Raw genomic sequence first — 25,829 nt, 5'->3', positions numbered from 1 at the left:
ATGCTTTATTATGCAGGTAAAAGCGATTATGCTTATCAATCAGTAAAAGCTGATAAAGTTAAACCTATATTAAAAAATAATTGATGATTTAAATGGTTAAGAATAGCTATTCAAACAATATCATCAATTCTTTTGTCTATAGCTGCTAGATTTATAGATGGTTTTGTTCCTGGTTTAGGGTTAGCATTAGAATTTGCTTTAGACACTTTAATTGATTTACTATTTAATTGACTTGAAAATGATGGAAAAATAGATTGAACTGATTTTAGCATTACAGCTGGTTTTAATGCTGCAGGAGCTATTGTTAAAGGTTTTAAATTATTTAAAGCCGTTAGAGTTCAAAATAAAGTTTTATCACTTGCTGATAATATTATTGATAGTAACAGACAATTTAAAAAACAATTTAAAAATACAGCTAAAGAATTAACAAAATTTGGTGCTTCAAAAGTTAAAGAAGTAACAACTACACATTATGAAGCTATTAAAGAAAGTGCTTTAGCAGTAGAGGAAAAATTAAATAATAAAATATTTAAAGAAACAACAAAATCTTCAAAAATAATATTTGATAAAACTAAAAAGGTTTTAGATAAAACAACAAAAGTTTTTACAAAAATAAGAACTTTTGTTTCTTTATTAACTTCGCCAAGATATGCTGCTAAAAAAGCAGTTGACACTTTAATTAAAAAACCTAGAAGAGAAATAGTTAAAAAATTTAATAAGTTTGCTACTGAAAAAGTTAAAAAAATTATTTTTAAAGGTAAAAAAACATTGGAAGAATCAATGAAACGTATACCACTTGCTAGTTCTTGATTAGATACTATAACTATTTTGCGCAGCAATAATGTTTGAGATTTTAAAAATGTTAATGCTATTATAAGGTTTAAAAAACAGGAAACTCATAATAAAAAACCTGTTATTTTATGACAAAAAGATAAAAAATTAATTTTAGAGTTTTTAACTACATCTTCACCAGGCGAACATTATTTAAAGCATTTTGCTTGGGGTTGAGATATAGGAAGAATTTTAAGAAATTTTAATGGTTTTATTGCTTTATCAAAAATACCTTTATTTTCAAATTTAATTAGTACCATAGCACATAGTTATAAAACAATTAATGCTATAGCTAAATCAATTAAAAAAGATAAATGATTATGAAATCAAGATAAAAAAGATTTTTCTTCTGATATTTTAAGTGGTGCTAAAGAAGGAGTTTTAAAAGGTTGAAACTTTAAGTATATTAGGCCATTAGTTAGTTTTACTCGTAGTGCTATTGAACACAGTCCAACTTATGGCATTAGAGCAGCATCTGTAGGGGTTAGAAAAGCAATTTTTTATAGTTCATTTTCTAAATCGATAAAAAACTATAGTTATAAAAAAATGAAAGGAGCAAGAAAATGGAAGAAATAAATAAATTGAATTTTAGTATTGATGAATTTAAAAATAATTATTGATATTCAAAAAATATTGATATTCCTCAATTTGTTAAAAATATTGAGCCAAATATTACTGAAGAGCAATTTTTCAATAAACTTTTATTAAATGTTTTTAATACTTGTGATTTATTTATAAATCAAAAAATGTCTCAATTTTTAATTCTAGATATAACATTAGAACAAATAAAAGATATTTTAGGAGAACAAAGAGTTAAAAACTTTATTAGTTCTGTTTATACTGAAATTAAATATCGAATAGCTTCAGAAAAATTTCCTGAATTTTCTCAAAGAGATAAATTAATAACATCTAATTTTTCATTAGCTCAAGCGGGTAGAGAATTTAATAATTTTCAAGGTTTATTATCACCTGAAGCTATTGCTTATCTTACAAGTCCTTCCTGAATAGATTTAAAATTTAAAAAAGATGATTATTTAAATATTGTTTCTATTATTGAAAAACTTAATTTATTCGATAATAGAATTGAAAAGCTTTTAAAAGATAATTCAGAACTTGATGAAAACTTAAAAACTTCATTTTTAACATTTAAATCAAATCAAGAAACTAAAAATATTAATTTACAAGATGAAATAAATAAAAAGCAAAATTTAATTGAAAATAAAATATTGGGTTTTTTAAACAAAAATGTTTTAAACGATAATGAATTAGGTAATAATGATGGTGAATATTTAAATATTAATTTTGGTGATAGTGGTAGTGATATAGGAATAACATTGAAAAGTGAATATTTTAATACTACAATTGAACCAAGTGGGATTCAAATTGAAAATGTTTCAGAAGGTATGAGTTATTTAGATTCTTCTAATTTGGAATTTAAAGACAGCGAAAATAAAACAATTTCTAAATTAACCGCTCAAAATTTAAATTTACTATTAAATAATCTTGATAAAACTAAATCATTAGAAGATAAATTTAATTTATTTGATAATAGAATTGAAAAGCTTTTAAAATATAATTCAGAATCAGATGAAAACCTTAAACTTTCTTTTTCTAAATTTAAATCAGAACAATTAGAAATAAATGATAAAAAAGAAAATAAACTATCTGATAATGTAAGAAATTTTCTAAACAATAATATTAACTCACCTGATTATTTAGGTCTAGAAGATGGAGATGATTATGTAAAAATTACGTTTGATAATGACGAATTAGGAATGGATGTATGCCAAGAACAATACCGAACTTACATTCGACCAGAAGGTATAGAGATTCTAGGTGCCGGAAAGGGAATAGATTTATCTTATGATAAAATTTCCTTTCCACATCCAGATGATGAATCTAAACCAAAGCAAACTATTAATTATGAAAATGTAGAAAAATGAAATACTTCTATTAAAAAAGCAATTAACAATGAAAACAAAATAAGCGATATTTATAATAAATTAAAAAATGATACAAGTATTAATTTATATGAAAGCTTAAAAACATTATTTCAATGTCAAGAGTGAGACATTGATGACAAGCAAAACAAAACTATTGATAATTTTTATCAATGATATTTAGAAGATGATACTATTTTAAATGTTATTTTTCAAGACAAAGAAAAAAATATAGCTATGAGTTTGAAAAATGAAGACAATGAAGATATGTTTTTAGATTTTTCTAACACTGAGCAATGTTGAATAAGAAACCACCCTTTTATTGATGATGCTGAATTAAGAGCTCAATTAGGAAAGAAACAAGATCAAGACTTATGAATTAAGTTAAAAAGTGATGATAACTATTCTTTAATTAACTTTTCAAAAGAGCAATCAAAAATAAGATTTGGTTCTAATTTATCTCAGGGATTTATTTCAAACTTTTTCTTTGATAGAGAAAGAGATGGAAGGAATATAGTTAGATATATTGAAAAAGAAAATGAAACTTTTTTAAATTTAACTCCGGCACTTCAAGGCGATACTCATGTTGAAATTGGAATAAAAAATTCCAATAAATACATTAGTTTAAAAATAGACAATGAAGAATTATTTTTAGATAAAACAAAATTATTAAAACTAAAAAGTTTACTAAGTTAGAAAATTATGAAAATATTTAAATGAATAATTGGAAGAATAATAAGTTTAATATTTATATTTTTCTGTTTATTATGAACATATAAAAATTTTAATATTCAATGATTAAATTGACTTTTTGAAAAAATGAAAATATTTATAAAAAGATAGGAGAAAAATGAAATTAGAAACTATTAAAGAATTAATACTAATAATCACACCTTTTGTTGTTACTTTAGGTGGTGTTATTAGTGCTTTATTTGTTAAAGTTTACAATGCTAAAAATAATTACAAAGTTTTAAAAGAAGAAATAACAAAATTAAATGAAGAAACACAAAAACGTCAAGTTAGACACACAGAAGAATTAGCTAAACGAGATATCATCATTAAAGATTTAAAAGAACAATTAGCTCAAGCTTTAAATACTATTGAACTTTTAAAATCTAAAATTGAAACTAAATCAGGAGACCCTTATATTTCAAAATTAGAAGCTAATAATGATGAATATAGAACAGCTTTAATTAAAGTTAGAGAATTGCTAAAAGCTAAAGAATTAGAAAATGAAAATCTTAAGAAAAGTTTAGGAGAAATTCAAGCAGAAATAAAAGCTATGAAAGAATTAGCTGAACTTAATAAGAAAATTAAGAAAGATGAAGAAATTACTCCTAAAAGTTTATTAGATAATCCAAATATAAAAAATCAAGAAGATAGCTCTAAAAATAGTGTAAAAGCAACTTTATATTAAAAAATATAGCTAAAAAACCACCTTTGTAACGACAAAATACATACAACTATACATCTTTATGTAAAAATCGTCGTTATACGGGTGGTTTTTAGTACGGTTTTTTTAAGGTATTTAGCCATAAAAGCGACCTAATTTATCTAATTTATAAAAATATAATCCTTTTCCAGCATAGCAGCATCCACCAATAAAACCAAATATGAATATAATAGCAGTAATAGTAAAAGTAATAGCTCCTACATCAGTAAATCAATTAACTTTAAAAACAAAAATAAAATATATCACCACTCATTGAGCATATAAAATTGATGTAGCAATAATAAAAGGTATTTGATATTTTTTAAATACAAAAATACCAGTAAAAGAAAAACAAAATAAAATAAAGAAAATAGAAAAATATATCAAATAAAATTTACACCATTTAACCAATATTTTTCACATTTTAGCAGGTTCTAAATCAAAAATTTTACTTCGTCAATCTCTCATATATCTTAATTATATAAATTTATTAGAGATTATGTTATAATATTATTGCTAAGAAATATAGGCTTTTTCTACTACGACCCTAATAAATTAGCAATTTTTAAATGTAAACTTTCATTAATTGGGGACGTGGTAGAAAATAATAATCTATCACTTTTTTTATTTTTTAGCTTTGGAGAAATTTCAGAATAAAAAAAGAGCAATTTCTCCAATTTAACTACGACGAGAAATTGCATAATCATTATAACATAAAAATTGAGATTGTGCAGTTTCTCCAAAAAAATTAGGAGAAAATATGAAAAACATTGAACAATTAGAAATTTTTTATGCTGAATATGAAAAAACTATTAAAACAAATAATAGAAGTATACACACTTTAAATACCTATAAATGTGTTTTAAAAAATCTTCAAAATTGAGAAACAACTGATGAATTATTAAATCAAATCAATTTTTTACTTGATAATTCACAACTAAGTCAAAATTCACTTTTTACAAATAGAGCAATTTACAAAACATTTTGTGAATGATTTGCTAAAAGAAACAGAATTTATATTCCTTTTAATGAAAGAATTAACAAATATAAAATTGAAAGAGGAACAAGAAGAGCTTACAATAAAGATGAGTTAAATATTCTTCTTTCTGAACTTAAAAAGTTTAATAATTATAAATTTGAAATTATTTTTAAAATTTTATTAACTACAGGAATAAGAGTTAGCGAATGAGAATCTATTAATTGAACACAATTAAAAGAAAACAATTATGAAATTATTCTAAAAACTGCTAAAAATAATAACCCAAGACCTTTTAAAATTATTGATGATAAAACTAATGAATTTAAAGATATAAGATCTGCTATTGAAAGCGGTTTAAATTTAAATATTAGTGCTAAAACTATTAAAAATTTATTTAATATCTTTAAAAATTTTGTAATGGAAAACCACCTAGATTTTCAAAATAAGATATCTGCTCATATTTTAAGACATACATTTGTTACTGTTGCCGCTGAACAAGCTTCAATTGAAGAAATATCTAAAGTTATAGGACACGTTAATTCAAATACAACAGCTTCAACATATTTAACTTATAACCCAACTTTAGCTAATAAGAAATTAGGTAAAATGCAACAAAATATATCACACTTTTTAAATGATGAAGAAATAGATGAAGAATTAATTATTGATGAAAATAAAAGATTAAAAATTGAAATAGAAAATTTAAAACAACAATTAAAAATAGCTGAACGTTTAGAAAATACTTCATTTCCATTTTATGCATTTGAAACTAATACAAAATTAAATAAAGAAAATTTAAAATAGCTTATGCTATTTTTTTACTTTTTGCTATTAAAATTTAAGTATGTTAAAACTTCCAACGTATAAAGATTTAGGCATAAATATTAAGAAAATTCTTTGAGAGAATAATTATCAATCATTCGAAGAATTTAAACACGCTTATAATGGTGTTTTTTGTGCGAAATTAGGCCATTATTTACACAAAATGAATAAACACACGTCTGATAATTTTTTATATGCTTATAACGTTATTTTTTACTATGGCTATATAAATCAAAAAAGAGAACAAAATTTATTGAATTTATTAACTAATAAAGGGTTTAATGTTAAACCTAGTTTTTTAATTTTAGATGCTATTGTTGGAGTTGATTTAATAGCTTCAAAAGATAATATAAGTTATGTTATACAAGTTAAGCCTAATGATAAGTTTAACAATATTAAACACATTAAAACTTATGCTAATAATCATCATTTTAAAACTATTTTTGCTTATAAAATTCAAAATAACTGGTATTTTTTGAATGAAAATATGCTAAAAATATCAATTTTCTAAAAATTTGTATTAAAATTATTTTTGAAGAGTAAAAGTTTCGTTTTTTTGTTAAACAAATAAGAAGAATTCGGGACTTTATGATGGGACTTTTTTTGGGACTTTATTTTTATAATAATAAGCAAAAGAAAAAAACATCCGATTTAGATGTTTTTATCATTATCTAGGGTCTTTTGAATCAAGTTCTAAATCATAACTTACAGGACAGTGGTCAGATACACCACCTCCTCCATATAATGATCTTGCTGCACTATTGGCTGTTTTTGTATTAACAGTTTTAGTATATTGATATCATTCACTCAATGAATTAATAGTTGCTCAATGAAAAATATTTTCATTTACAAAATTTCATAATTTATAAACTTTAGCATTTGAAGCTTTTAAATTAGAATAATGTAAAATTTTGTCATAAGGTTGAGCATAATTTCCTTCAGTTGTTCTTAAAGAAGAAGCATTTTCAGAAGTATCTTTTAAAAGTGATCATTTATCTTCTACATCATCACCAAAAGCACCTCTAGCTTTATTTAAAGGTATATTTGTGTCGCCTTGGAAAACTAAATCATCATCTTCTGCTTCTTCACTCATTCATTTAAAAACATTTTTAATATTTCATGCCTCATTCGCTTCACATGAACCAACTCCTGCACCTAAACCAGAAGCACCTTCTCCAGCAGCTTTTGTTCCAGGGCCGTCAAAGTGAGAAATAGCAAATGTAAAGTTAGCATTTTCTACATTTTTTACCAATGATTGAAATTTAACAACATAAGGAGGTCTTTTGTATTCAGAACCTAATGAACCAGAAGTTCCAAATTTATTTTCAAAATATTTATTTTTATAAAATTGACCTATAGCTCCATTTTTAAAAGCAACTGGTTTAACAATATTAGATTTATAAAGATATGCAGCTGCTCTATCACCAGAACCTGCTTGTGCTCCAGCTTCACCACTTTCATTTTTATAATCTCCAACTATTGCTTTTCAAACATTATTAGTACCCTTTTTTCTTTCAATTTCGTTCAATAAATCAGCTAAACGATGAGGAACATTAACACTATCTAACTCTGTTAATCCACAAACATCATATTTTTGATTATAAATAATTGAAGCAATAGCTTGTCCTTTAGCAGTATTTTGTTTAAAACCAGTATCACCATAATTACATACATTTCAATGTGCTAATCTTATTTTATATTTATAACCACCATCTGGCGATGGATTTGGTTCTGGTGCGGGACCTGGATTAGGTGTAGGGTCTGGATTAGGACCAGGGTTAGGATTTGGTATTGGATTATTTTCTTGTTTTTTAAATCCTTCAAATTCTTGTTCATCATCTATAACTAAACTTTTTTGTTCTTTACTTATTAATCTGTAAGAAATTTTTAATGAACCATTTTTATTATTTGCTTCTAATTTTAAAAATTGAATAGAAGCTTTACTTTCATCTAAACCACTAACATTTATATCATTTTTAGTAATAGCAGATGGTAAAGTATCAGCAGGTTCTTTCTTAAAGGTAAAATTAATTGCTTCTTTTATATTATTTAATTCTTCTAAAATTCTTGTTTTATCATCTTCACCAATTCCTGGATCAGGTGTAGGCTTAGGTGGAATAGGTGTATTATCTTTTAAGTAATTAGTAATATCTGATCATACATATTCTTCTACAGAAACTTTTTTATCTGTATCAGTAATTTTAACTTTTAATAATAAAAAAGTTTGGCCAGAAGCATTATCTTTTTTATCATCAATAGAAACAATTTCTGTTTTATATAAACCAACTCCATCGACTTTATTTTCAGGATTTCAATTTTTAACCTGTGTTAAAAATGTTGGATCTTGTATATTTTGATTTTTATCAATTTGAGTACCTTCAGTAGGAACATATGTTAAATTTTTTGCATATGCTCTTAGTTCTTCAATAGTTTTTTTATCATTTTTACATGAAGTAAAAATTAAAGAAGAACAAGAAGCAAAAAGTGTCACACTTGTAGTAAGTGCGGGTAAAATAAATTTTACTTTCTTATTTTTCATATATATGTTTTTATTCCTTGTTTTTAATTTACATAAAAAATATATATTTTTTATTTTTTTATATAAGTTAATATGGAAAAAATAAAAATTTTACACATTTACGATTAATGTGTAAAACCATTGATTTTTAAATTATTTTTAATTAAAATTCATCAATTTGTTCTATTCTTGCTTGATGTCTTCCACCCTCATATGGAGTATTGATTCATTCATCAAACATTTTAATAGCATCTTCTAACTTTGTTTGTCTTCCACCAAAAACTAAAACATTTGCATTATTATGTTGTGAAGCTAAATGTGCATCTTCAATGCTAGTACATCTTGCTGCTCTAATACCTTTGTGTCTATTTAAAGCATAAGAAATTCCTAAACCTGTACCACACAAAGCAACGCCTAAATTATTTTTATCTTTTAACACTTCATTAGCAACCTTATGACCTTGTAAAGCATAAGAAACTGGGGTTTCACTATTTGCAGGTCCTAAATCTTCTATTTGATATCCTTTTGTTGTAGCATATTCAATTAATTTATTTTTTAATTCAGCACCACCATGATCACTACCAAAAATTATTTTTTTATTCATTTTTGTTTCTCCTTTAAAACTAATATTCATTAACAAGTGATTTTAATTTTAAATAAAAATCTTTTAAATTATTTAAAACTTTTAAAAAGTTTAAATTATAAGTTTCAAAATTATTTAAAACTTCTTTTTGAAAAATTTCTAATTTAGAAGTATCAAAATCTTTGAATATATTTTTAAACTTATTAAATCATTTAGTTAAATTAATTACTTCTTGATCTTTTGAATTATGGACTAGTATTTCTTCATCATTATTTTTAAATAAATCTTTAAATTTATTTAAAAAATCATTTACTTTATTAAATTTACTATTTTTAGAATCAGAAACAATACTTTTTCACTCATTAAATAAATTTAAAATAGCATGTACGTGTTTTCCATTATTTTCATCATATAAATTACTATAATCAATATCTTTCAAATTTTCATTTCAATACTTAAAAGAAAATTCATCATTTTTATCATTTTTTCCATTATAAAAATTCTTTATTTCATCTAAAAGATTTGAAAAGAAATTATTTCTTAGTTGATCTCTTTTTGTTTTATTTTTTATATTCAAAAATGAAGGATTATTAGCACCATCATTAGCTTCTTTTCATTCATTATTATCGGAAAATAAAGCTATTTTATTCAAGTTATACAAAGAACTTTTTTCGGTGTCTATTTGTGAAGAATAATCATAAAAAATTTTATTTAATTCATCATTGAGATTAAATAATCTAACTAATTCTTTATCTATTAAATTATCTCCATTAGGATTTAATTTTTCAAAATAAGAAAGAAAATTAAATAATTTATTAATAATATTTGTATCTAATATTTTTTCTTTATTATTCTTTTTTATAGTAAAAAAAGAAAATTTCTTATAATCATTTTCTTCTAAATTTATCATTTTATTAATATCATCAAAAATGTTTTGTTTTTGAATTTCTTTTGATAAATTTTCTATTTTTTCATAACTATCAAAGTAATATTTTTTATATATTTTTTCATTCATTAAATCTTTAAATCCATTATATGAAGAAATAATATTTTTTTCAATTTTAGAATATTCATTTAAAAATTCTTTGCTTTTATTTTCTTCCTCTTTTGTAAATCCATTACCACAACTAATGGATAAATTATTTAAAATAATTGGTAAGAAAATAGTTCCTAATCAAAATATTTTTTTATGAAATTTTTTCTTTATTTTCATTCTTAATCCTTTCTTCATTTAAATGAATTAAAGTTTTAATGTTTTTTAATTCATTAATGCTTAATTTTCGATACTGTCCTACCATCATTTTTTCAACTGTTATCCCAGCATATTCTATTCTTTTAAGATTTATTACTTTTTTATCAACAATTTTGAATAATTCTTTAATATGATGATAAGTTCCAAGATTTAAAGTAACCAAATAGGTTTTATTATCTATTTGTTCTACCAATTGATTAGAGAATATTTCATTTATTTTTACTGGTTGATTTAATTTTTTAATTTCATTAATAGTTAAAGGTTCATTTAATCTAGCGCGGTATTTTCTTACTATATTAAATTTAGGATGAGTTAATTTATAAGCAAAATCTCCATCATTAGTTAAAAATAAAACCCCAGTAGTATCATAGTCTAATCTACCTACTGTAAAAATTCTTTTATCTGTATATATTAAATCAGTTACTTTTTTTCTATTTTGAGGATCATTTAAAGTACAAATAGTTTTAGGTGGTTTATTTAAAAGAAAATAAACAAATTTTTCTTTTTGATTTATTTTCTTTCCATTTATATAAATGTGATCATTCAAATCAACTAGCATACCTATAGTTGCTAGTTGATTATTAACTTTAACTTTATTTTGAATAATTAATTCTTCAGCTTTTCTTCTAGAACAATATCCAGATTGAGCAATAACTTTTTGAATTCTTATTTTTTCCACAATATTCTTTCTAACTATTTAATTTTAATTCATTTTTCATTAATTAATATTTGCTCTGAATCTAGTTGTTTTCCTTTTAAAATTTGATGATCATAATTCATTTTAACAACTGTTGCAAAACCTTTATTAAAATCTTTTAAAGCTAAATTTCTTATCTTTTGAATTCCTTCATAATTTCTTCCTTGACAAATTTTGTCTGCTATAAAAACAATTTTATCTAAAGTTGATAATTCAAAATCCAATGTTGTATGAACTTTAATAGCATGGATAATTTCTTGATTATTGCATTTATAAACATTTTCTAATCATAAAGCACCACAAATTTGATGTAATTTATGTTTAGGAAATAAAGATAAATCATTTCCATCCATATTAAAAGAGGAAATGAATTCTCTTGATTTTTCTTCTCCAAATTCTTTTGCAATATCATGAAATAATCCAGCATAATACGCAATTTTCGCATCATAATTAATTGTTTTTGCTAATTTTGCAGCAAATTCAGCAGCAAAAAAACAATGTTTAGCTCTATCTGCTGATAAATAACTTTTAATAATTGAATCAGCATATAAAAAATTATTTCCTATATATTTTCTTACTTCTTGATCTAATAATTCAAATTTGTTTCCTTCACGTATTTCAGTAGAAGAAACATCAAGTATTGTGTTTGAATTATGAAAAATAATTTTTTCTTTGTAATTTTTAAAATATTTATTAAATTTACTTAATGTTTCTTTTTCAATTTGATTATTTCTAGTAAAAAAAATAATTTTAGAAAGATTTTGAATAATAAATTTTGCTTCTTTTCATTTATAAAAATCTCTAATATTATCATTACCCAAAAGTAAAAATAACTCATCATTAGGATATATTTTTTTAAAATGTTTAATTGTTTCAATTGTATAGCTAACATTAAAAAAATCTTTTTTAACTTCAAAATCACTAATTTCACAAAAAGATGGCAAAACCAATTTAAGCATATTAATTCTATCTATATATGAAATGACTTTTTGTTTTTGTTTAAAAGGAGAAATTAAAGTAGGAACAACAATAATTTTGTCTAATTCATAATTATTTTTTGCTTCATTAATTAAATTTATATGTCCCATATGTACAGGATTAAATGAACCACCAAATATTCCAATTTTCATATCTTCTCTTTTCTATTTTTTAATATCATTATCAAAAAATTTAACATTAAATGATTTATGTTCTTGTTCTTCTTTTAATAAATCTTTTCCTGTTTTTAAAACATTCTTTTTTAAAGAAAAATTAACTTCATTTATTATTTTATCAACCTTATAAAATTTTCTTGGTTCAACTTTTAAAATTTCATCAAATAAAGAAACATCCTTACCTATTTCTAATGTTTTTTTTAAATTGTTAACATATATTCCAATACCTCTAATTGGATATTCTTGCTTAAAATTAAAAAACAATTCTTTTCCTACTTTAAATATAATTTCTGAATTATTAATATAATGATTTAATAATTTTTGTTTAACCAATCATTTTCCATTTTGATTTCTTATTCTTAATGAAATTGCATTCCCAACTAGATTTTTATCATTTAATTTTATTGCTATATATTTAGATAATAAATCAATAACACCCATTAAAACATCTTCTTTTGTTATTCCTCCATTTTCAAAAGTCATTTCTTTTCCTTTGCTTTTTGGATCTAAAGTAACTTCTAAAGCATCACTTGATATTCCATTTGCTTTATTTATATATTCTTGAGCAAATTTTCCAAAAGTAGATATAGCTTCTAAAGAATTAGGATTTAATTGTGCTAACTTTCCAATAGTATCAATACTTAAATTTAATAATTTTTGTCCATTACTTTTACCTATTCCAAAAAATTTTTCAATAGGTAAATTCCATATTGATTCTTCTAAATTTTGTTGATTTAATAAAAATACTCCAAACGGTTTAGCTAAATTAGTAGCCATTTTTGCTAAAAATTTATTATATGAAATACCAACACTTATGGGAATTCTAAATTCATCATAAATATCTTGTTTAAGATTATTTGCAATTTTTAAAAGATTAATATTTTTAACTTTGTCTGTCATATCTATTCAACATTCATCGATAGAAAATATTTCCATTTGATTAGAATATTTTTGTTGAATATATTCAAAAATATCATTTGATAAATCTAAATATAAATAATAATCAGGAACAACAAAAATGGTATTTGGACATATTTTTTTAATTTTAAAAACAGGATCACCAGCTTTAATACCTAAATTTTTTAACTCATAACTAACAGAAGAACAGATAGAATTTTTCTCATTTTTAGAAACAGCGACTGGTTTATTTCTCAAATTAGCATTGATAGCTCGATGTGCAGAAACAAAATATGAATCAAAATCTATATGAAAAATAATTTTATTTTGTTTCATATAGTTTATATTTTAAAAATTCAATAATCATTTTCGCACATCTCTTTCTATTGTCAAATTGTTTTATATTATCAAAAATATTTAATTCTTTTAATTTTTCTAATTCTTCTATATTTAAGTCATTTCCGTTAATTAAATTTTCATATCATTCTATATATTTTTGTATTTCTCCTAAATTTTTATTTTTAATTAAATCGATAAAAATGTCAGTTGATGACATAAAAATTGAACAACCTTTACCATTAAAAACAATTTTTTTTAAAATTTCATTTTCTATTTTAAATTCAATTGTTAACACATCACCACATGTTTCACCATATTTTGTAAAATCATTTTGAAATTTTAAACTTGAATCTAAATTATTGGGATTTAAATAATGTTGCATAATTATGTTTCTTTTTTCATCATTATTATATTTCAAGAAAATCACCCCCTTTTTTTAAGGTTTCAACCAAAATATCAATATCTTTTTTAGTATTATAAATTCCAAGAGAAATTCTTACAAAAGATTCATTTTTATCTAAAATATTTTTATTATTTTCAATAAAAGGAACACAAAAATTTCCTGATCTTACATATATATTATTTTTACCTAAAAAATGTGCTATATCTTGAGAATTAATATTTTTTATACTAAATAAAAAAACTGAAGAATTAGGTTTATTATAAACTCTAATATTTTCTATTTCATGTAATCTTTTATAAAGATATTCACTTAAAATTTTAATTTGTAATTGTGAATTTTTATATCCACCAATTATATTGTTAAAAAAATCAATAGATTCATTAAACATATAAATAGCAGCTAAATTTAAAGTGCCAGGTTCATATCCATTTATGCCAGGTTGCAAAATTAAATTGTTATCCTGAACACTTGCTATTGAACCACCACCATAAAACTTTGGACTTAATCTCTTTAATAATGATTCTTTTACTATTAAAAATCCTAATCCTGTTGGTCCATAAAATTTATTAGAACTAAAAGCTATAACATCTGAATAATTTAAATTTACTTCTTCATTTATAATTGCTTGTGCTGCATCATTTACTAGAATAATTCCTTTTGTTTTACATATTTCATATAATTTCTTAATATTAATATCTTGTTTAAAAGAATTATTAATTTGAGAAATAGAAATAATTTTAGTTTGAGAATTGATATCATTAAAAATGTCATCACTATATTTAATCTTAATATTTTTTTCTTTTAATAATGCCACTCAAGGAGCAATATTGGAAGAATGATTCATATAACTTAATAAAATTTCATCATTTTCATCAAGAATATCTTTTAACATTAAGGAAATTTTATTTAATGAATCAGTAGTGCCACTAGTATAAATAACTTCATTTAAATTAGAATTTGTTAATTTAGCCACTTTATTTCTAACTTCTTTAATAATTGAGTATATATTATTTCCTAAAAGAGAATTAGCTGTTCTATTACTAATACAAAATTTAGTATAAAATTCAGTAGATTTTTTTATAACAGAATAAGGTTTTTGAACTAGTGCTGAATTATCTAGATAAACTATTTTTTTAAGCATAGGAAAATATTTTTTATAATTCTTAAGTAATGACATATTAAATTAATTTTAATATTTTTATTAATATTAAAAAATATTTGTCAATTATTTAATAAAAAAAATTTTTTAAATATTGTTAAATAATAACAAAATTATTAAATAATATTTTTTCATTAATGACTATTCTTAATATTATTTTCAATTTGGAAATTAAATTTTTGTTATATTTATTTTTATAATTAAATTTAGTGTATCATCTTCATCAATATGGCTTATATATTGAAAAATGAAAATTGTTTAGAATATATGGAAAATTTAATAAAAATAACTAAACAAAAACCTATATTTGATGCTGTTATAACAGATCCTCCTTATAATATTTCAAGAAAAAATAATTTCAAAACAATAGGGAGAAATGGAATAGATTTTGGAAAATGAGATTATGAGTTTAACCAAACAAATTGAATTAAAAAAGTTTCTCCATTAATAAAAGATGGAGGAACAATTATTATTTTTAATGATTACAAAAATTTTGGAGAAATAGTTAAAGAATTAGAAAAACAAGGTTTTATCATAAAAGATTTATTAAGATGAATAAAAAATAATCCAATGCCAAGAAATATTGAAAGAAGATATGTTACAGATTTTGAATTTGCAATATGAGCAGTTAAAGAAAATGGAAAATGAACTTTCAATAAAAATAAAAGTAAAAAATATATAAGACCTGAATTTAAATATTCTATTGTATCAAAATCAATAGACAAAATACACCCAACTCAAAAACCAATAGAACTAATTGAAGAACTTATAAAAATTCATACAAATAAAAATGATTGAATATTTGATCCTTTTATGGGATCTGGAACCACATGCATTGCCTCTTTAAATTTAAAAAGAAATTTCATTGGTTGTGAAATTGATAAATATTATTTTCAAAAAGTAAAAGATAGAATAGAAAGAAAAGAAAATATAAAAAAAGAAATAATTAGATCTCCTTTATATTATTTAGGTGATAAATATAAATTATTTTCTCAACTATATAATTTTTTTCCTGCCAACATAAATAATTTTTATGATGTTTTTGCAGGAGGCGGAACAGTTATAGCTAATGTTAATGCAAAAAAAATATTTTATAATGACATAAATAAAAAATTAGTAGATATTATAAAAATATTTGCTGAAGAAAATGTTTTCAAAATACTAAATGATATATATATATATATATATATGGAAAACATAACTCTATCAATTTATTAGATCCTAAAACTAAAAGAGTTATTTCAAACATTTATAATTCAATTAAAAATCAATATAACTCATTAACTAATAAAAATTCATATGAAGCATCAATTATTCTCTTAATTTTAATAATTTATGGTTTCAATAGTCAAATAAGATTTAATTCAAAAGGAGAATTTAATATTCCTCCTGGTAAACAAATATTAAATGAAACAAGAAAACAACATCTTGTAGATTTTTCTATTTCTCTTAATAACAAAAATATAGAATTTTTTAGCTTAGATTTTAAAGATTTTATAAATATACATATTAATGAAAGTGATAAAAATGATTTTTGATATTTTGATCCACCATATTCCATATCAAATGCTACATATAATATTGGATGAACAAAAGAAGATGATAAAAAATTATTTGAATTTTTAGACTTATTAACTTTTAATAACATAAGATGAGGGTTATCAAATTTAACAAAATCTAAAGGGAAAGAAAATGTTGAATTAATTAATTGGGCTAAAAAATATAAAGTTTTTTATTTAAATAAAACATATATAAATTCTAATTATCAAAGAAAAAACAGAGAAGAAAAAGATGAGGAAGTATATATAACAAATTATGAAAAAACAAGATTTTAATAAATTTGGAGGTACTGAATTTAGAATATCAGAACCAATAAAAGAATATTATTCTGTATTATGTTGAATAAATCAAGAACAAAATAGAGATACTTTTTTATCAGAAAATTTTGATTGAAATGAAGAATTTAAAAAATATGTTAAAAAAGAAAAAATTTATAACTATAGTAATGATAAAAAAATTAAAAATAGATTTATTTTTATATTGGGTTATTTAAAAAAATGGGGTTTTATAAAAGAATTTAATAAAAATAAAAAAATAGATTTTAATATAGAAATTGATAAATTATTTTCAAAAAATATTTTAATTGAAGATTTATTTTTAAAAATAATGTATTTAAATTGAAATGAATTTCATTCAATGATAGATTTTATTTTTAAATATAAAAAAGAAAAAATAAATATAGATAAATTACGTTGAGCATTTTCAGTATTTGACTATAAAACAGATAAATTTGAAGAAATATATTCTTTATCAAAAGAAGAAATTTTAAATAAAATAATAAATGTAAATGAAATTAAAAGTATTAACTCAATTTTTAAAAAACCACCAAAAGAATTAAATTTATTAAATGAAATATTTAATTCTTTTGGTAAAAATAAATTAATAAAAGAAGAAGAATTTATAAAAAATAAACCTAAATTTTTTAAATATATAAAAAAAATATTAAATATTGAACCAAGACAAAAAAATATTAATTATTTTCTAGAAATAAACAAATATATAAAAAATAAAAATAAATGAAATTTTTTATTTGATTTAAAAAAAGCTTCTATTGAAATAAATATAGATGATGAATATAAAAATATGTTTGATACATGATTAAATAAATTCGGTTTTATTGTTAATAACAAAGAAAAAGAAATATTTAAAAATGATTTAATTTCATATTTAAACCTAAATAATTTAGAAAAAATAAATAATGAAAATTTTTCTATTCTAAAAATATATAAAGATGAAAAATTTGAAAACATTGAATATCCATTTTCTTTTGAAGAAGTAAAAAATATATTAGAAAAAATTCAAAATAATGATTTTAATTTTAAAAACGCAAATCAAAATATTCAAAATACCGCTAATTTTGTTTTAGCTGAATATTTTGTTAATTTATTTTTTGGATATAAATTAAAATTAAAACCTTTTAAATTCAAAAATTTTTGTAATACAAGCCTTGATAATAAATTATTCCCATCTTTTTCAGCTCCTGGTAATAATCCTGATTTTGAATATTTTGACAAAGAAAATAATATTCAATATATTATAGAAACAACAATACATAAAAATTTAAATGAACTTATAAAAAATGAAAGTTTTCCTATTTCTAACCATGCTAAAAATTCATATATTAAAAATAATTTCAATAATAAAAAGAAATTAAAATTGTATTTTATTAATTTCTTAAATTTTTCTTCTATCCAAATAGATGAAATGAATAAAGTTTTTATTGCAATTTTTAATACAGTATTAGAAAAAATTAAAATAAAAAATATATGTTTTAAAAAATTTAATGAATTAAAAAATTTAGAATCAATTTAAATAAAAATATTAATATTTTTTTATATTATAATTTTTTTGAAAATTGATTTATATCAATTTATCGTAGAAAGTAAATTAATGAAAAATAATAAAAAAATTATCTTAACCTCATTAAATTTAGGAATTTTGACTTCTTTTTTAATTCCTTCTTTATCTATTAAATGTGAAAAAACAAAAATAGAAACAAACAAAGAAAAAGATAAAAAACAAAAAAAAGAAATAGAAAAAACTTTATCTAAATTAATAGAATTAAAAGAAAAAATTAAAAATTATCAAAAAATAAATGATTTTAAAAATGCTTTTAATGTTTTGGAACAAAATATTAATTCTATAAACTTAAAAGAAAAGGATAAATACCTAAATATTGTTAAAGAAACTAATGATTTAGAAAAAGAAATTAATGATTTATTAAAAAATAAAATTATGAAACCTTCTATATCCAATAATGAAATTTCTCTTTTTGGAGAAAAGATTAAAGTTATTTCAAAACTCTCTGATTTAGGAAAAGGATATGATTCTCCCTACATCTTAGAAGAACTTAAAAAAACAATTAATCAAAATATTGAAGAACAATTAAAAATAATTGATAAATATTTTGAAAAACCTTTTTCAATTGATAACAAATATCAAAATAAAATATTTATAGATATCAATGCTTCTTTTATTAATAAACAAAATGGTTTAACTTTAGTTTTTAAATATTTAGATGATAAAAATAATTCTAAATACTCTGTTTTAGAATTTAATGATTTAGGTAAAAATAATATCTTTAACCCAAATCAACATCATTTCCATACTAAAAAAGAATTTGTTTTTTGAAATGGTCAATTAACTATTCCTAATCGATTACCTTTTGAATTTATAAAAATTAAAGATTTATATGAAGAATTTAAAAAAATAGGTAATAAAAAATATCAAGCAGAAGAATTTACTAATGTTTTAAGTGAAATTTATGAAAATTTCTTACGTATAAATACTACAAAATTAGAAAAATCAAGTAAAGATAGAAAAATAGAATATAAAATTGATTTATCAAAAACTCATACACATGGAGATGAAGAATTACATTATGTTATTATAAGATATGTAAATGATAAAGAAGATTCTATTATCCAAGGTACTATTTCAGCTTTTAAAACAACAAATCCTAATCCAGGAAATAACCATGAAGAAGAAAATGAAGATATTGCTAAAATAGGAGATTTAACTTTTTATTTAAATACTAAACACAAAAAAATAGAAAAATCTAAAAACGTTACTGGAAAGGAATTTACAGATATAGCACAAGATTTTGCTAAAAAAAATAATATTTTTTTTGAGGGTTTTTTACCAGAAGAAAAAGCTAAATATTTAGATGAAAATAAAATTTTTGATAAAGTTGAAGTTAATAATAAGGCTTTAGAATTATTAAAAGAATATGTAGCAATAGATGGAAATGTAGATAATAATAAATATAAATATTTCTTTGATTTTCAATATGGTCATAGTCATAATTCTCATAATTATCATTTAAGAGTATTTATTAAAAATGTTTTAACTAATGAAGTAACATTTAAAGATTTTCATATTGAAAGTTTTTATTGAAAATAATAAATAAAAAAGTAGTTTTAAAGCAAACTACTTTTTTAATTTATCTTGGATATATTTCATTTATATGAGAAGAATTTTCAAATCAAATACCTAATTGTTTATTACGGGATTCTCTTTCAGCATTTTTTATTAAATCAATATATCAAGTGTTTTCATTATAATATTTACTATTTTTATCTTTACTTATATAAGAAACTTTTGCTAATCCTTTAGCAATAATTTCTTCACATAAATTATGGACTACATTATTTTCATCTACATAATAAATAATTGCTACATATCTTCCATAATGTTCAGTAATTTCGGAAGTTCCACCTTTTGTTTTTTGAGGAACAACATATATTTTATTTTTAGGATTTGTTAAAATACTACTTGTAAAATTAGAAGCATTTAAAGCATGTTCATGTTGTAGTCCTTCCGTGGGAACAAATTGACCATTAGTATTTCTTTTATATTTTTCAGGGGTATCTATACCTGAAAAACGATATCTATGATTTTCATTATCAGTAAAAGTATCCCCATCATTTACATTAGATAAAGTTACTAATTTTGCCTTATTTGCCTCTAAAATAGAGGAAATAGGAAAAGGTAAATTAGTGAGATTAGGTATTGGATTTGGTTTATTAGCATTTAATTTAATATGATAATATCTAACAGAACCTCATGTTTTTCCACTAGGTTTATGTATTAAGGTAAAACCAACTTCTAAATAATCACCGTAAATATATCTAGGTTTTCTATTAGGAAATCATTTAATTTCATATACATTATTTAAATTATGATTTTCAACATTAAAATCATTTGGAATTAAATATTGTGCATTTGAACTATCAATAATTTTATTAGGATCTTTTAAAGAAAACTTTAAATTGTTTCCATAAGTATCAAATTCTTCATTAGAAGGAATTTTTTGCTCATTAGTGTTTATGCTTGTTTGTAAAGTAGTAATAACATAATTAGAAGGATTATTTTTATAAACTTCAACTATCACTTTTAATTTTCAAGTTAATTCATCATAATACACTTTTACTTTTTTAAAATAAACATTTTGAATTATTTTATTATTATCAACTATTAAATAATCTTTGTTTAAAACAAAATTATTTATTTCTTCTTTTGTATATTTTTTATTTGGATTAGTTAATTTAAGGGTAAAATTTTTGACATATTCTTTTAAATTTTGTTTTTCTACTTCATTATTTTTTCCATTAAAGATACAACTAGTTGAAATAGTTGTTAAAGTTAAAATAGGAATAGATGACAAAATACCTAATTTAAATGTTTTTTTCATAAGTCTCTTTAATAATTATATAAAATATATTAAATAATAAAAATCTAGTTAAGGAGCATAATGAAATATAAAAGAATTTTAGTTAAATTATCAGGAGAAGGATTTGCTAATGATGCTAAATCCTTATCAATTGATTATGACTTAGTAGAAAACATTGCTTTACAACTTAAAAAAATTGTAGATAAAGGTATTCAAGTAAGTGTTGTTATAGGTGGTGGTAACTTTTGAAGAGGTGCTAGTGCTGAAAAAAATGGTATCCCTAGAAATCGTGCTGATTACATAGGAATGTTAGCTACTATTATGAATGGATTAGCATTAAAATCAGGTTTTGAAAAAGTAGGTCTAAAAACAAGGGTTCAATCTTCCATTTCTATTGATCAAAAAGTAGCAGAAAACTATGTTAATGAAAAAACTTTGAAATATTTAGAAAATGGTGAAGTAGTTATTTTTGTAGGTGGAACAGGAAGACCTTACTTTACAACTGATACAGCCGCAACTCTATTTGCTTCTGAAATTAAAGCTGATGTAATTCTAATGGGTAAAAATAAAGTTTCTGGCGTTTATGATTCAGATCCTAAAATAAATCCTAATGCTAAAAAATTTGACACAATAACCTATGATGAAATTATGAAAAATAATTTACAAGTTATGGATTTAACAGCTACCATAATGGCAAGAGATAACAACATTAATTTAATTGTCTTTAACATTTTAGAAAAAGATTCAATTGTAAAAGCTTTAGAAGGCAAAATTGAACATACTGAGGTGCATAAATAATTATGGAATTAGATTTTTATATATTAAATTTTTTAGAAGATTCAGAAAAAGTAATTAACCATTGCAAATTTGAATTATCTAAAATTTCTACTGGAAGAGCAAATCCTAATTTAATTAAAGGGATTAGAGTTAACTATTATGATACACCTACCCCATTAGAAGAATTAACTAATATAAGTGTTCCAGAAGCTCAACAATTATTAATTAAACCATATGATTTATCTTTTATTCATGAAATAGCAAAAGCATTACAAGCGGCTAATTTAGGAGTTAATGCCATCAATGAAGGAGATAAAATAAGAATGACTTTCCCAACCCTTACCACTGAAAGAAGAAAAGAAATGGTTAAAAGTCTTTCTAAAATAACTGAAAATTCCAAAATAGGAATTAGAAACATTCGTCAAGAAGTTAATAAAAATATTAAAAATGATGAAGAATTAACTGAAGATGAAGAAAAAAGATATTTAGATTCTATTCAAAAAGAAGTAGAAAAACAAATTGAAATTATCAATAAATTAATTGAACAAAAAGAAAAAGAAATAATGACAATTTAAAATTAAAAAAAATAACGTATTTATCTATAAAAAAGTAAAATACGTTATTTTTTAATATATTATTTTTTTGTAATTTTGATTTTGTTCATTAATAAAAATTAAAAATTTATAAGTTCAAGAACTGATTGCTCCTGCAAAAATTGGTTCAATAATCATTGAAGGAATATGCCTTATAAACCAAAATTTAAAAGGTAAAACTGTTGGAATTGGTTTAATTAAATTATGTCTTAAATAAGTAGCAGAAACTGTTAAAACTACATTTAAGATAGTTGCTAATATTGATAAAAAAATAAATACTTGTATTTTAGGTTTATTTTTAAATCTAAATATTAGATATAGAAAGTAAATAATTAAAGCATTAATAATCCTTGGTAAAACAGCTATATCAAAGTATTGATATCTAATAGAAAAACCATAAATAATAGCAACCAATCATGAAGAAAAACCAAATCCTAATCCTGTAACTAGAGCTCCTAAAAAACCTAAATTGCAAATAGCAAAAGTCATTATAAAAGGTAAATATGTTACTGTAACTAATTTTGGTATTATTGGTATAAAACTAACGAAAGGAATATAAATAGTTAAAATAAAAAAACCTAAATATGCTGAAATTTTAGGTAATAAATGAATTAAGTTATTATTAGCATAAAAAACTTTATTCATAAATTTTGCATATTTGTTATATGAATTATTAGGCATTATTATTCTTTATTAGGGTTTATACTAGATAATAAATTAGTAATATCATCAATTTTCCCAATAAGGGTTAAAGCATCATTTTGATGTAAAACAAAATCTCCATAAGGTAAAAAAGAAGAACCATTTCTATTAATTAAAACAATAGAAACTCCATTAGAAGATCAATTTAAATTTTTAATTAAAACATTTTCAAATGCTTCATTTTTCAAAGTGGTTGTTCCCATTACAAAACCATCAGATAATTCTTGAAGATTTTCAGCGTTTTTACTAAAGGAAGGGTTAGCAGCAAACAAAGCAGTTCTTACTCCCGCTTCAAACTCTGGTCTAATAATGACATCCACACCAATTTGTTGTAAAACACGAGCATGTCTTTTACTTGTTGCTCTTGCAATAATATTAGAAACTTTTAATTCCAATAAACAAGCTATAACTTCTATATTATCAGGCATAGCTACTACAACAGTATTGATTTTTTGAATATCCAAAGCTTTTAAAGCATTAATATCGGCGGCATCAGCAATCACTACTTTTTGTACCATATCAGCAAAAGGTTTAGCTTTTTCTTCTTCTTTTTCAATCACTAAAATTGAACAATTCATTTTAGATAATTGAGAAATAACTGCTGAACCAAAACGACCAGCACCTATAACACAAATATCTTTATTGTCATTTTTGAATTTAAATTTCATTAGACACCTCATTGATTATTTTTATAAATACTTAATAATTTTATTATTAAATATTTATTTTCAATTCATTAATTTAAACTTGTAAATTACTCAAGCGATAATTCTTTTTATTCTAGTAGAAGTATATCTTTTAGAAGTGCATCTTTCTATAAAATCTTCAAAGGTTAAAGCATCTAAGTTTTTTAGCAATAAATTTTCTATACCTTCAGAAATTAAAGGAATGGTCTTAATTTTTTCAAGTTCAATTGATTTTAAAATTTGTTTAAAATCTTGAAAATAAACACTTAAATCTCTATACTTAATTTTATTTTTTATGGGACTATATAAAGAAATATCATCACCATTTTTAATTAAAGTTCTTAAATAAGTTGCAGATGCTATATTATCTTTAGGTTCTAAATCAAAATAATTAACTTCTCTTTTAATAGCTATTGGTTCAATATTAAGAACAAAATTAACAATTACTTTAATATATTCATAGGCTAAAATATCATTAGGAGAATCAAATCTTTTTAAATTTCAATTACTATAAACTAAATTCATAGCTTTAGGATATGAAGTTTTTTCTTTTTTCATTACTTTTTTAACTTCTTGAAAAAATTCTTGACCTTTTTCTTTTAATATTTTTGCATTTTTTAACATATTTGTAACATCAGCTGTTTCTGAACCAAAAACTAATTTATTTATTTGATAATCATTTAATTTTAAAATAGCATTTTTAGCATAAATATGTGCTGCTTGTACACTTTCTTCAAAGCTCATTTTTATAATTTCATTAATTCCATATTTTTTTAAAATTTCTTTTCTTTGCTCAAAGGTTAGTAAATTTAAGTCTCCTCTTTGCGTAAAAACATCAGTTAAAATAACAATAATTTCATCATTAGGGAAATGTTCTTTAATTCAATTTATTTGTAATAAGTGACCATTATGGAAAGGGTTATATTCAGCAATAATTCCAATCCTGTTTTTTTTCATTATTTATCACTTTCTTTTAAATTGAATCAAGTATCCAAATGATGAATTGCAAAGTTGATATTTACACTAACTTTTTTAGATAAATCCAATAATTCTTTTTTTAAATGTTGTTTATTAAAAAAATAAGTATTTTTTTCATTTTTTAAATTTTGAGTATTAACAGATAAAGTAATTTCTTTTTGAATATTTTTTGCATAATTGATTATTTCTTTGGAAATATCTAAAATTTTATTTGTTTTATCTCTATAAGACATTATAAAAACTCGATTACTATTATCAATAATATGCTCATAGACTTTTTTAGTTTGATTATTGAAAGTAATTAAATCTTTAAATCAAAAAGGAATATCATAGTCAAATTTAACATTAGAATAATTGGTTTTTAACTCATAAATTAAATTAACAAATTTAGTTAATAATTCTCTTCTTTTTTCTAAATTCTTAAATTCTTGTGTGTATTGATGAGGTTCTATATCTAAATGAATACCTTTAAAATAATTAAATTCTTTTTGAACATTTTTATATCATTCAATTTTTTCTTTTAACTCTTTTGAATTATTAATCCACTCTTTTTTACCTAGTAAAAGATATATATCAAAATTCTTTTGTTTCAATTTATCTAAAAAAATTTTTTCATTTTGTCCTATTTTATAGACTTTTACATAAATTTCTTTAATATTATTTTTTTGAGCAAATTCTAAATGTTCATTTGTAATTTTTTTATAATCCCAAATTCAAGTACCTATTTTATTAGGTAAATTTAAATAATTATTTTTATCTTTTCTATTTATTTTACAAGAAAATGAAAATACATTAGTACTAAAAACTAATGTGGGTAATAAAACAAAATTAGTTATTTTAAAAAATTTATTCATA

The 25,829-nt window shown here is 21.7% G+C and carries 25 protein-coding genes; 12 read left to right on the top strand and 13 right to left on the bottom strand.

Annotated elements, in window-relative coordinates:
* From ACJA27_RS01540 to ACJA27_RS01515, 6 genes are all read left to right on the top strand, one after another.
* Positions 1-1,407 carry a hypothetical protein gene (locus ACJA27_RS01540; RefSeq protein WP_406618237.1) on the top strand — a complete coding sequence of 469 codons (1,407 nt, stop codon included), beginning with the start codon at positions 1-3 and terminating at the stop codon, positions 1,405-1,407.
* Complete coding sequence (locus ACJA27_RS01535) at positions 1,395-3,467, top strand: hypothetical protein (RefSeq protein ID WP_406618236.1); 2,073 nt, start codon at positions 1,395-1,397, stop codon at positions 3,465-3,467. Before ACJA27_RS01540 ends, ACJA27_RS01535 begins: the two co-directional genes overlap by 13 nt.
* A gap of 154 nt (positions 3,468-3,621) precedes the next feature.
* Positions 3,622-4,188, top strand: a complete 567-nt coding sequence (locus ACJA27_RS01530; RefSeq protein WP_406618235.1) for a hypothetical protein — start codon at positions 3,622-3,624, stop codon at positions 4,186-4,188.
* A gap of 196 nt (positions 4,189-4,384) precedes the next feature.
* Positions 4,385-4,594: a hypothetical protein gene (locus ACJA27_RS01525; protein ID WP_406618234.1), complete on the top strand. Its 210-nt coding sequence runs from the start codon at positions 4,385-4,387 to the stop codon at positions 4,592-4,594.
* 369 nt (positions 4,595-4,963) lie between these two features.
* Positions 4,964-5,986: a tyrosine-type recombinase/integrase gene (locus ACJA27_RS01520; RefSeq protein ID WP_406618233.1), complete on the top strand. Its 1,023-nt coding sequence runs from the start codon at positions 4,964-4,966 to the stop codon at positions 5,984-5,986.
* A 40-nt stretch (positions 5,987-6,026) separates the two neighbouring features.
* Positions 6,027-6,515, top strand: coding sequence for an ethanolamine utilization protein (locus tag ACJA27_RS01515; protein WP_406618232.1), 489 nt, complete (start codon positions 6,027-6,029; stop codon positions 6,513-6,515).
* A gap of 156 nt (positions 6,516-6,671) precedes the next feature.
* On the opposite strand, the gene ACJA27_RS01510 is transcribed toward ACJA27_RS01515, so the two are convergent.
* The 8 genes from ACJA27_RS01510 to ACJA27_RS01475 form a co-directional block, all read right to left on the bottom strand.
* Complete coding sequence (locus ACJA27_RS01510; RefSeq protein WP_406618231.1) at positions 6,672-8,543, bottom strand: MnuA family membrane nuclease; 1,872 nt, start codon at positions 8,541-8,543, stop codon at positions 6,672-6,674.
* Between the two features lie 142 nt (positions 8,544-8,685).
* The gene (locus tag ACJA27_RS01505) at positions 8,686-9,126 is read right to left on the bottom strand and encodes an RpiB/LacA/LacB family sugar-phosphate isomerase (protein ID WP_406618230.1); all 441 of its coding nucleotides are present in this window, start codon (positions 9,124-9,126) and stop codon (positions 8,686-8,688) included.
* Between the two features lie 19 nt (positions 9,127-9,145).
* Positions 9,146-10,318 (bottom strand): hypothetical protein, encoded by a 1,173-nt coding sequence (locus ACJA27_RS01500; RefSeq protein WP_406618229.1) that lies wholly within the window; start codon positions 10,316-10,318, stop codon positions 9,146-9,148.
* A complete protein-coding gene (locus tag ACJA27_RS01495) occupies positions 10,293-11,036 on the bottom strand; it encodes a pseudouridine synthase (RefSeq protein WP_406618228.1) in 744 nt (247 codons plus the stop codon). Before ACJA27_RS01495 ends, ACJA27_RS01500 begins: the two co-directional genes overlap by 26 nt.
* A 14-nt stretch (positions 11,037-11,050) precedes the next feature.
* Complete coding sequence (locus tag ACJA27_RS01490) at positions 11,051-12,184, bottom strand: nicotinate-nucleotide adenylyltransferase (protein WP_406618226.1); 1,134 nt, start codon at positions 12,182-12,184, stop codon at positions 11,051-11,053.
* A 12-nt stretch (positions 12,185-12,196) separates the two neighbouring features.
* Entirely contained in the window at positions 12,197-13,441 is a 1,245-nt protein-coding gene (locus tag ACJA27_RS01485; protein ID WP_406618225.1) for a Y-family DNA polymerase, read from the bottom strand.
* Positions 13,428-13,862, bottom strand: a complete 435-nt coding sequence (locus ACJA27_RS01480; protein WP_406618224.1) for an iron-sulfur cluster assembly scaffold protein — start codon at positions 13,860-13,862, stop codon at positions 13,428-13,430. The genes ACJA27_RS01485 and ACJA27_RS01480 overlap by 14 nt, the downstream gene beginning before the upstream one ends.
* Complete coding sequence (locus ACJA27_RS01475; protein ID WP_406618223.1) at positions 13,852-15,024, bottom strand: cysteine desulfurase; 1,173 nt, start codon at positions 15,022-15,024, stop codon at positions 13,852-13,854. The genes ACJA27_RS01480 and ACJA27_RS01475 overlap by 11 nt, the downstream gene beginning before the upstream one ends.
* Before the next feature lie 249 nt (positions 15,025-15,273).
* Here ACJA27_RS01475 and ACJA27_RS01470 point away from each other — a divergent pair, with 249 nt between their 5' ends.
* The 4 genes from ACJA27_RS01470 to ACJA27_RS01455 all read left to right on the top strand — a co-directional run bounded on the left by ACJA27_RS01470 (position 15,274) and on the right by ACJA27_RS01455 (position 19,968).
* Complete coding sequence (locus ACJA27_RS01470; protein WP_406618222.1) at positions 15,274-16,224, top strand: DNA methyltransferase; 951 nt, start codon at positions 15,274-15,276, stop codon at positions 16,222-16,224.
* Entirely contained in the window at positions 16,119-16,841 is a 723-nt protein-coding gene (locus ACJA27_RS01465; RefSeq protein WP_406618298.1) for a DNA adenine methylase, read from the top strand. Before ACJA27_RS01470 ends, ACJA27_RS01465 begins: the two co-directional genes overlap by 106 nt.
* Positions 16,822-18,378 carry a hypothetical protein gene (locus ACJA27_RS01460; protein ID WP_406618221.1) on the top strand — a complete coding sequence of 519 codons (1,557 nt, stop codon included), beginning with the start codon at positions 16,822-16,824 and terminating at the stop codon, positions 18,376-18,378. Before ACJA27_RS01465 ends, ACJA27_RS01460 begins: the two co-directional genes overlap by 20 nt.
* A gap of 78 nt (positions 18,379-18,456) precedes the next feature.
* Entirely contained in the window at positions 18,457-19,968 is a 1,512-nt protein-coding gene (locus tag ACJA27_RS01455; protein WP_406618220.1) for a hypothetical protein, read from the top strand.
* A 40-nt stretch (positions 19,969-20,008) separates the two neighbouring features.
* Here ACJA27_RS01455 and ACJA27_RS01450 read toward each other — a convergent pair whose 3' ends face one another.
* Entirely contained in the window at positions 20,009-21,259 is a 1,251-nt protein-coding gene (locus ACJA27_RS01450; protein WP_406618219.1) for a thermonuclease family protein, read from the bottom strand.
* Between the two features lie 57 nt (positions 21,260-21,316).
* Here ACJA27_RS01450 and pyrH point away from each other — a divergent pair, with 57 nt between their 5' ends.
* Positions 21,317-22,036: a UMP kinase gene (pyrH, locus tag ACJA27_RS01445; protein WP_406618296.1), complete on the top strand. Its 720-nt coding sequence runs from the start codon at positions 21,317-21,319 to the stop codon at positions 22,034-22,036.
* A 2-nt stretch (positions 22,037-22,038) separates the two neighbouring features.
* Positions 22,039-22,590, top strand: a complete 552-nt coding sequence (gene frr / locus ACJA27_RS01440; protein WP_406618218.1) for a ribosome recycling factor — start codon at positions 22,039-22,041, stop codon at positions 22,588-22,590.
* Between the two features lie 51 nt (positions 22,591-22,641).
* Here frr and ACJA27_RS01435 read toward each other — a convergent pair whose 3' ends face one another.
* From ACJA27_RS01435 to ACJA27_RS01420, 4 genes are read right to left on the bottom strand one after another with little or no spacing between them, the layout of a single operon-like run.
* Complete coding sequence (locus ACJA27_RS01435) at positions 22,642-23,289, bottom strand: hypothetical protein (protein ID WP_406618217.1); 648 nt, start codon at positions 23,287-23,289, stop codon at positions 22,642-22,644.
* Between the two features lie 2 nt (positions 23,290-23,291).
* Positions 23,292-23,978 (bottom strand): potassium channel family protein, encoded by a 687-nt coding sequence (locus ACJA27_RS01430; protein WP_406618216.1) that lies wholly within the window; start codon positions 23,976-23,978, stop codon positions 23,292-23,294.
* A gap of 54 nt (positions 23,979-24,032) precedes the next feature.
* Positions 24,033-24,953 carry a nucleotidyltransferase gene (locus ACJA27_RS01425; protein ID WP_406618215.1) on the bottom strand — a complete coding sequence of 307 codons (921 nt, stop codon included), beginning with the start codon at positions 24,951-24,953 and terminating at the stop codon, positions 24,033-24,035.
* The gene (locus ACJA27_RS01420) at positions 24,953-25,828 is read right to left on the bottom strand and encodes a hypothetical protein (protein ID WP_406618214.1); all 876 of its coding nucleotides are present in this window, start codon (positions 25,826-25,828) and stop codon (positions 24,953-24,955) included. Before ACJA27_RS01420 ends, ACJA27_RS01425 begins: the two co-directional genes overlap by 1 nt.
* Position 25,829: the final 1 nt, after the last annotated feature.

Origin of the sequence: Mycoplasmopsis lipophila (genome assembly GCF_045276895.1) — a bacterium.
Lineage (GTDB): Bacteria > Bacillota_I > Bacilli_A > Mycoplasmatales > Metamycoplasmataceae > Mycoplasmopsis > Mycoplasmopsis lipophila.
This window is presented reverse-complemented; position numbering and strand designations above follow the sequence as displayed.